The sequence below is a fragment of the Gemmobacter sp. genome (assembly GCF_016792925.1).
Classification (GTDB): Bacteria; Pseudomonadota; Alphaproteobacteria; order Rhodobacterales; family Rhodobacteraceae; genus Gemmobacter.
Genome location: NZ_JAEULU010000355.1, coordinates 1 through 8274 on the forward strand (window position 1 = coordinate 1; position 8274 = coordinate 8274).

General features: G+C 65.7%; 9 protein-coding genes. 8 read left to right on the forward strand and 1 reads right to left on the reverse strand.

Translation table 11 applies throughout. The features are described 5' to 3' along the window. The 3 genes from JNN06_RS17545 to mog all read left to right on the forward strand — a co-directional run. Positions 1–467, forward strand: a 467-nt coding sequence (locus JNN06_RS17545) for a TOBE domain-containing protein (protein ID WP_291240883.1), incomplete at its 5' end; no start/stop codon positions are given. Between the two features lie 240 nt (positions 468–707). Further along, on the forward strand, positions 708–1196 hold the full coding sequence (locus JNN06_RS17550) for a DUF2478 domain-containing protein (protein ID WP_291240884.1): 489 nt from the start codon (positions 708–710) through the stop codon (positions 1194–1196). Continuing rightward, positions 1193–1720 carry a molybdopterin adenylyltransferase gene (mog, locus tag JNN06_RS17555; protein WP_291240885.1) on the forward strand — a complete coding sequence of 176 codons (528 nt, stop codon included), beginning with the start codon at positions 1193–1195 and terminating at the stop codon, positions 1718–1720. The genes JNN06_RS17550 and mog overlap by 4 nt, the downstream gene beginning before the upstream one ends. On the opposite strand, the gene JNN06_RS17560 is transcribed toward mog, so the two are convergent. Then, entirely contained in the window at positions 1717–2376 is a 660-nt protein-coding gene (locus tag JNN06_RS17560; RefSeq protein WP_291240886.1) for a CbiX/SirB N-terminal domain-containing protein, read from the reverse strand. The genes mog and JNN06_RS17560 overlap by 4 nt on opposite strands. 70 nt (positions 2377–2446) lie before the next feature. On the opposite strand from JNN06_RS17560, the gene JNN06_RS17565 reads away from it, so the two are divergent. The 5 genes from JNN06_RS17565 (at position 2447) to JNN06_RS17585 (ending at position 8096) form a co-directional block, all read left to right on the forward strand. After that, positions 2447–3097, forward strand: a complete 651-nt coding sequence (locus JNN06_RS17565; protein WP_291240887.1) for an NnrU family protein — start codon at positions 2447–2449, stop codon at positions 3095–3097. A 182-nt stretch (positions 3098–3279) separates the two neighbouring features. Further along, positions 3280–5361 carry an NAD(P)-binding protein gene (locus JNN06_RS17570; RefSeq protein WP_291240888.1) on the forward strand — a complete coding sequence of 694 codons (2082 nt, stop codon included), beginning with the start codon at positions 3280–3282 and terminating at the stop codon, positions 5359–5361. A 2-nt stretch (positions 5362–5363) separates the two neighbouring features. Further along, on the forward strand, positions 5364–6437 hold the full coding sequence (locus tag JNN06_RS17575; protein WP_291240889.1) for an ABC transporter ATP-binding protein: 1074 nt from the start codon (positions 5364–5366) through the stop codon (positions 6435–6437). Next, positions 6434–7312 carry an ABC transporter permease gene (locus JNN06_RS17580; protein WP_291240890.1) on the forward strand — a complete coding sequence of 293 codons (879 nt, stop codon included), beginning with the start codon at positions 6434–6436 and terminating at the stop codon, positions 7310–7312. The genes JNN06_RS17575 and JNN06_RS17580 overlap by 4 nt, the downstream gene beginning before the upstream one ends. Continuing rightward, positions 7305–8096 (forward strand): ABC transporter permease, encoded by a 792-nt coding sequence (locus JNN06_RS17585; protein ID WP_291240891.1) that lies wholly within the window; start codon positions 7305–7307, stop codon positions 8094–8096. The genes JNN06_RS17580 and JNN06_RS17585 overlap by 8 nt, the downstream gene beginning before the upstream one ends. The last annotated feature ends 178 nt before the right edge of the window (positions 8097–8274 follow it).

An 8274-nucleotide genomic window follows, 5' to 3' on the forward strand; every position in this document is an offset into this window, starting at 1 on the left:
GCGAGCTGGGCATCACCACGATCTTCGTCACCCATGATCAGGAGGAGGCGCTGTCGATCTCTGACCGTATCGTGGTGATGAACGGCGGCATTGCCGATCAGGTCGGCACGCCATTCGAGATCTATAACCGCCCGACCACCCGCTTTGTGGCGAATTTCGTGGGGCAGCTGAACGTGTTCCGCGCCGATGAGGCCGGGCGGATCGGCGGCGTTGCGCTTGGCAACGGCGATTTCGCCGCCCGCCCCGAGGCGCTGAGCCTGGGCCGCGCGCCCGGCGATGACATCGTGCTGCCCGCGACGGTGACGGAAGTGCATTTCCTCGGCTCGGTGATCCGGGTGACGGCGGATGTCGCGGGCACCAAGGTGGCGCTCGACACATTCAACCGCCCCGACACGCCGCCTCCCGCCGTGGGGCAGGCGGTGGAGGTCAGCCTTGCCGCGCATGATCTGATCCGGCTGGGGGCGTGAAGACAGGGGGCATGAAGACAGGGGGCGCTCGCGCCCCCTCTGGGCCTCGCGGCCCATTCACCCCCTGAGGATATTTTTGAACAGAAAATGGGAAATAAGCCTGCTTCATTTTCTGTTCAAAAATATCCTCGGGGGGAGGGGCCAAAGGCCCCGTGGGGGGCAGACAGCCCCCCGCGACGGTGCCGCCTTGTGCATCCTCTCAGGTCTTGCCATGGTGCCCGTGAGTTTCAGGAGGCACCCATGCGTTTGGCCACCATTACCCTGCCCGGACGGGGCGAGACCGACCGGCTTTTGGCGGCTCTGGCAGCGCGGTTGCAGGGGCAGGGCGTGGCCTTGGCAGGCGCCGTGCAGTTCAACGTCGAATGTGGCGAGGATTGCGAGATGGAGGTGCAGGTTCTGCCCGATGGGCCGGTGATCGGCATCAGCCAGAGCCTTGGGCCGGGATCGCAAGGGTGCCGTCTGGATGCGGGCGCGCTGGAGGCGGCGGTGGCCGAGGTGGCGGCGCGCATGGCGGGGGCGCGTTTGCTGATCGTGAACAAATTCGGCAAGCATGAGGCCGAGGGGCGCGGGTTTCGCACGCTGATCGCCGAGGCGCTGGCGTCCGGCATGCCGGTGCTTCTGGGGGTGAATGCGATGAATATGCAATCCTTTCAGGTATTTGCGGAGGGTCTGGCAGAGCCGGTCTTGCCCGATACGCTGGATGCCTGGTTGGCCGAGGTGCTGGCATGAGTGCGACCGTTGCCATTCTCACCGTCTCGGACCGGGCCGCTGCCGGCATTTACGAGGATAAGGGTGGCCCGGCGATCGAGGCCTGGTTGCGCGGGGCCATCACCTCGCCTTTGGTGATCCACCGCCAGATCGTGCCGGACGGGCGCGAGAGCGTGGCGGAGGCGTTCCGGCATTGGGCCGATGAGGGCGGCGCCGATCTGATCCTCGCCACCGGCGGCACCGGCCCCAGCCCGCGCGATCTGACGCCCGAGGCGATGGAGGATGTGGTGACCCGCCATTTCCCCGGCTTTGGCGAGCTGATGCGGGCAGTCAGCCTGCGCGAGGTGCCGACGGCGATCCTGTCGCGGCAGGGCGCGGGCACGCGCGGCAAGACCCTGATCATCACCCTGCCGGGCAAGCCCTCGGCCATTGCGACCTGTCTGGATGCGGTATTTCCGGCGGTGCCCTATTGCCTTGACCTGATGGGCGCAGGGCGGATCGAGACCGATCCGGGCGTTTGCAAGGCCTTCCGCCCCAAGGCCTAGGCGGCGCGCAGCGCCTCGGCGATCAGCCTTGCGGCCTCGGGGTGTTCGCCGATGGCGGGCAGGAGGGTGCCCTGAAACCCTGCACTTTCAAGGGCTTCTGGCACATCCTGCGCCACATGGCCCGCGCGGGTGGCAAAGAGCGGCAGGCAGAAGGCCGGGCCATCCAGCCGGGCGACCTCTTGCAGGAAAGGTGCCTCCTCGACATAGCCGGTGAGGATTTGGCGCCCGGTTGCCGCGCGCAGGGTTTCGGCCAGCGCCTCGGTCTGGGTAGCGGAGGCGCGCGAGACCTGGCTGCCATGGGCGGCAAGCAGCACCGTGCCGGGCTGCGCTGCCACCACCTGCGCCAGCAGCGCAGGCAAAGCCGGGTGATGGCCGAAAGCAGGCAATTGGCGCGGGCCTGCCATCCCGGCACCGGCCAGCCGTTTGGGCAATTGGCGCCGGGTGAAAAAGCCCTCCGCCATGAAGAACGGGTAGATCAGCGCCTGCGGTTGCCGCGCCACGGCGGCCTCCAGCGCGCCGGGCAGGGCCAGCGTGGTGCCGGTGATGCGCCAGTCCGGCAGCCACATCCGCACCCGGGCCGCAAGCGCCTGCATCCACCGCTCTTGCGGTAGCGGATCGGCGGGAGAGCCATGGGCGATGATCAAGGCATCAGACATGCGGCGAAGATAGAGGGCAGCGACGGAATGTCCAGTTGCGCCGCCGCTTTGGCCCGCGCAGGATGCGCTTATGGCATGGATCGAGTTCTCCGGGGCGCTGGTCGCCTTTTATCTGGCGCATCTGCTGCCCGCCCGGGCGGCGGGCTTGCGGGCGCGGCGCGGCTTTCATGCCGCCTATGGCTTGGTGTCGCTGGCGCTGCTGGCCTGGGTGATCGCCGCCGCCGGGCGCGCGCCTTTCGTGCCGCTATGGGATCAGGCGGGCTGGATGCGGCTTGTGGTCAACCTGGCGATGCCGCTGGCCATCCTGTTGATCTGCCTCGCGATTGGCGCGGTGAACCCGCTGAGCTTTGGCGGCCGCAGCCAAGGGTTTGATCCGGCGCGACCGGGGCTTGCCGGGGTGGTGCGGCATCCGCTGCTTTGGGCCTTGCTGATCTGGGCCAGCGCGCATGCGCTCGTGAATGGCGATCTGGCGCATGTGATCCTGTTTGGCGGTTTCGCGCTTTATGCCGTGATCGGCATGCGGGCGATCGACGCCCGCAAGGCGCGCGACTGGGGGCGGGGCATGTGGGTGACGCGGGCCTCGGCCACCTCCAACCTGCCGTTTCGCGGCAATTGGCGCAGCTATCGCCCGCCCGTGATGCGGCTGGTGCTGGCTTTGCTGGTCTGGGCGGCGCTCTGGCATCTGCATGAGCCGGTGATCGGGGTCAGCCCGCAACCCTGAGCCGCTCACAACCGTAAGGCGTTGCGGCCCTGCCCAAACTTTCGGCGCTTTGCCTTTGGCGAAGGCGGCTGGCCTTTGGCTTAGTGCGGGCCTAATTCGGGCTTCCGCAGGCGATAATTTACCCGAACCCCCTTCCGGTTTCTGCTGGGCGCAACCCAACCGAAAACCGGAGGCAGCTGGCCTTGCGCGACCCCCGCTATGACGTCTTGTTTCAGCCGATGCAGATTGGCCCGCTGACGGCGAAGAACCGCTTTTATCAGGTGCCCCATTGCAATGGCGGCGGCTATCGCGACCCTTCAGCCGCCGCCGCCATGCGCGGCATCAAGGCCGAGGGCGGCTGGGGAGTGATCTTCACCGAACAGACCGAGATGCACCAGACCTCGGAGATCACGCCCTTCATCGAGCTGCGCCTGTGGGAGGACAAGGATATTCCGGGCCTGCGCAAGATGTCGGAGGCGATGAAGACCCATGGCGCGCTGGCGGGCATCCAGCTGGCCTATTCCGGCATCAATGGCCCGAATTTCTACACCAAGGAAGTGCCGCTGGCCCCGACCGCCCTGCCGATCCGCACCTTTACCAATGATCCGGTGCAGGCCCGCGCGATGGACAAGACCGACATCCGCAATCTGCGGCGCTGGTTCGTGAATGCGGCGAAACGGTCAAAGCTGGCGGGGTTCGACCTGATCTGCCTCTATGGCGCGCATGGCTTTGGCATCTTTCAGCATTTCCTCAGCCGCGCCACCAATCAGCGCAGCGACGAATATGGCGGCAGCCTGGAAAACCGCGCGCGCTTTGCCCGCGAGGTGGTGGCTGATATGCGCGACGCCGTGGGCGATACGATGGCGATCACCATGCGCGTCAGTCTGGACGAGAGCATCGGCGATCTGGGGTTCTCCAATGCCGAGGTCCGCGATTTCATCGAGATGAATGCGACGCTGCCCGATCTTTGGGATCTGGCGCAGGGGTCTTGGGAAGAGTGTTCCGGCCCCTCGCGCTTCAAGGAAGAAGGCGCGCAGGAGGTGCTGGTGCAGGGCATCCGCGATCTCTCGCCGCGCCCGGTGGTGGGGGTGGGGCGCTTCACCTCGCCCGATGTGATGGCGCGGATGATCAAATCCGGCAGGCTGGATTTCATCGGCTGCGCGCGCCCCTCGATTGCCGACCCCTTTCTGCCCAAGAAGGTGGAAGAGGGCCGGATCGAGGACATCCGCGAATGTATCGGCTGCAATATGTGCATCACCGGCGACATGACGATGAGCATCAGCCGCTGCACCCAGAACCCGACCTTCATGGAGGAATGGCGCAAGGGCTGGCACCCCGAAAAGATCGCGGCGCGGGGCGAGAGCGAGACTGTGCTGGTCATCGGCTCTGGCCCGGCGGGGCTGGAGGCGGCGCGGGCGCTCAGCTTGCGCGGCTATGACGTGGCGCTGGCCGAGGCGGGCGACAGTTTCGGCGGCCGGGTCGCGCGCGAGCGGCTGTTGCCGGGCCTCTCGGCCTGGGGGCGGGTGGTGGATTACCGGCTGTATCAGATCGGTCAGCGGCCCAATGTGCAGATGTATCAAGGGTCTGAACTGGGCGTGGACGAGGTGCTGGAGTTCGGCTTCCAGAATATCTGCGTGGCGACCGGCAGCCGCTGGCGTGCCGATGGCGTGGCGCGGCAGCATGTGGTGGCGATGCCGGGCCTGGGCAGCCTGCCCAGCTTCACCCCCGATGACCTGATGGCGGGGCGGATGCCCTCGGGGCGGGTCGTGGTCTATGATGACGACCATTATTACATGGGCGGCGTGCTGGCCGAGATGTGTGCCAGGGCGGGTTGCGATGTGACGCTGGTGACGCCTGCGGCCTTCGTGTCGGACTGGACGCGCAACACCCTGGAGCAAGGCGCCATTCATCGCCGTCTGGCCGAGGCGGGCGTGCAGATCGTGTTGAACACCGGCGTCACGGCGCTGCGCGGCGATGGGGTCGAGGCGAATTGCACCTATACCGACAGCCGCCGGGTGATCGCGGCGGATGCGGTGGTTCTGGTGGCCTCGCGGGCGTCGAATCATGCGGTTTATCATGGGCTTATGGCGCGATCTTCAGATTGGGCGGATGCGGGCATCCGCTCGGTCCGGTTGATCGGCGATGCCGCCGCGCCGGGGCCGATTGCTTGGGCCACCTATGCGGGCCACCGCTATGCGCGGGAATTGGACACCGGGGTCTGGGGCGAGGATTGGGGCGATACCCTGTCCTTCCGCCGCGAGATCACCGAATTGGCGGTGGATTGATCATGCGCAACAAGGCCATCGAGGTTCAGAATGTTGCCAAATCCTTCGGCAGTTTTCAGGCGCTGAAAGGGGTCAGCTTCGACATTTACGACAATGAGTTCTTCACCATGCTGGGGCCGTCGGGCTGCGGCAAGACCACGCTGTTGCGGATGATCGCAGGCTTTGAGGCCCCGACATCGGGCAGCATCCGCCTGCATGGCCGCGACATCGGCGCCGAGCCGCCGCACAAGCGCCGGGTGAACACGGTGTTCCAAAGCTATGCGCTGTTTCCGCATATGACGCTGGAGGGGAATATCGCCTTCGCGCTGGAAAATCTGGGCTGGAAGAAAGACCGCATCCGCGCCCGGGTGGCGCAGATGCTGGAGCTGGTGCATATGTCGCAATTTGCCAACCGGCGCCCGGCGCAATTGTCGGGCGGGCAGCGGCAGCGGATCGCCCTGGCCCGCGCGCTGGCGTCAGAGCCGGAGGTGCTGCTGCTGGACGAGCCGCTTTCGGCGCTGGATCTGAAGCTGCGGCAGGCGATGCGCGACGAGCTGCGCGCATTGCAGCGCGCCACCGGCATCACCTTCATCTTCGTGACCCATGATCAGGAGGAGGCGCTCGACATGTCCGACCGCATCTGCGTGCTGGGCGCGGGCGAGGTGCAGCAGATCGGCGCGCCGAATGAGGTGTATGAAGACCCGGCGAACCGCTTTGTGGCGGATTTCATTGGCGAAACCAATTTCCTGCCCGCAGAGGTCATCGCAGTGGAGGAAGGCCATGCCACGGTGCGCACGCCGCTGGGGCAGGTGAAGACCTATCACAAGGGCGCGCGGGTCGGCGCCGCCGCCACCCTGTCGCTGCGCCCGGAAAAGATCGGGTTGGATGAGCAGGTGCCGCAAGACGCCCCTCGCTTGCAGGGCGTCGTCACCAGCCGCAATTACATGGGCGGCTATACCCATTACACCATCGCGGTGAACGGGGTGGAGCTGCGGGTCTCCAAGCGCAATGCGGTGTCGCATTCCGCCAGCCTTGAGCCCGGTCGCCAGGTGCAACTGGGCTTTCGCCCCGACAGCGCCCGGGTGCTGGGGCAATGAGGCTGCGCGATTTCCGCATCTGGGGCCTGGCGCCCGCCTGGGGGATCATGGCGCTGACCCTGATCCTGCCCATCGGCATCGTGGTGCTGGTCAGCCTGGCCACCCGCGGTGCCTATGGCGGGTTTGACTGGGGCCTGTCTTTCGACAGCTATGCCAAAATCCTGTTCGAGGAGGATTGGGACGGCAATCTCGCCTTCACGCCGCAATACCTTGCCATCATCGGGCGCACGCTGTGGCTGGCCAGCCTGACGACGCTGATCTGCGCCGCGCTGGCCCTGCCCGCCGCCTATACCATCGCGCAGGCGCCGGGCCGGTGGAAACCGGTGCTGATCTATCTGGTAACGCTGCCCTTCTGGGTCTCGATGATCGTGCGGGTCTATGCCTGGATCATCATTCTGGGTAATGACGGGGTGATCGAGAAAACCCTGCGGGGCCTTGGTCTTGTGACCGACATCGACAGCCTGCTGTTCACCGATGGCGCCATGCTGGCGGGGCTGGTCTATTCCTATATCCCGCTGATGATCCTGCCGGTTTTCGCCTCGATCGAAAAGCTGGATGGCAGCCTGATCGAGGCGAGCCATGATCTTTATGGCAGCCGCTGGGTGACGGCGCGGCGGGTGATCCTGCCGCTGACACTGCCGGGCGTGATGGCGGGGGCGGTGCTGGTCTTCGTGCCCTGCCTTGGCGCGGTGCTGGAGCCGATCCTGCTGGGCGGGGGCAAGACCATGCTGATGGGCAACCTGATCCAGACGCAATTTGGCGGCGGGCGCAACTGGCCCTTTGGCGCCGCCATTGCCGTCACGCTGATGGTTTTGGTGATGATCTTCCTGATGCTGAACGCGCTCCGGGCGCGGAAAGGCGGCGCAGATGTCTGATGTGAAACGCTATCCCGGCGCGCGGATTTTCACGGCGCTGTTCTTCGTCTGGCTTTACGCGCCGATCCTTGTGGTGATCGCCTATAGTTTCAACGAGAACCGCCTTGCCTCAGTCTGGACCGGATTTTCCTGGCGCTGGTATGACAGTGCACTCCAGAACCGGGCGCTGCTGGATGCGGTAAAAATCTCGCTGACAGTGGCAAGTGTGGCCACGGTGATCGCGACCACGGTGGCGCTGATGGCGGCGCTGGTGCTGGTGCGGGGGCGCGATGTGCGGCTGCGCCGGGTCAGCGAGACGGTGGTGAACCTGCCGCTCTTGCTGCCAGAGATCGTGCTGGCGGTGGCGGTCTTGATCCTGTTTTCGCAGATCGGGTTGCAAAATGGCATGGCCAAGCTGATCATCGCCCATACCGCCTTCTGCATCCCCTTTGCCTTCCTGCCGATCCGCGCCCGCCTGCAAGGGATGGAGCCGGATTTCGAGGAGGCCGCGCAAGACCTTTACGCAACGCCTTGGGTGGCGTTTCGCCGGGTGACGCTGCCTTTGATCGCGCCGGGGGTGTTTGCCGGGGCGATGCTGGCTTTCGTGATCTCGATGGATGATTTCATCACCTCGAACATGCTGAACTCCGGCGGCTCCACCACCTTGCCGGTCTATATCTTCGGCCTGATCAAACAGGGCACCACGCCCGAGCTGAACGCGATTTCCACGCTGATCGTGCTGGGCTCGCTGGTGCTGGCGACCACCGCCCTCATCCTGACCTTCCGAACCCCGAGCCGGGGCTGAACCCCGGCCATCCCATCAACAAGGAGATATTCCATGAAACGCGTCCTGCTTGCCACCACGCTTTGCGCCCTGCCGATGGCCGCCGCCGCCGAGGGGGAGCTGAACCTTTACGTCTGGTCCGACAGCATCGACCCCGCCCTGATCGCCAAGTTCGAGGCTGAGGCCGGGGTGAAGGTGA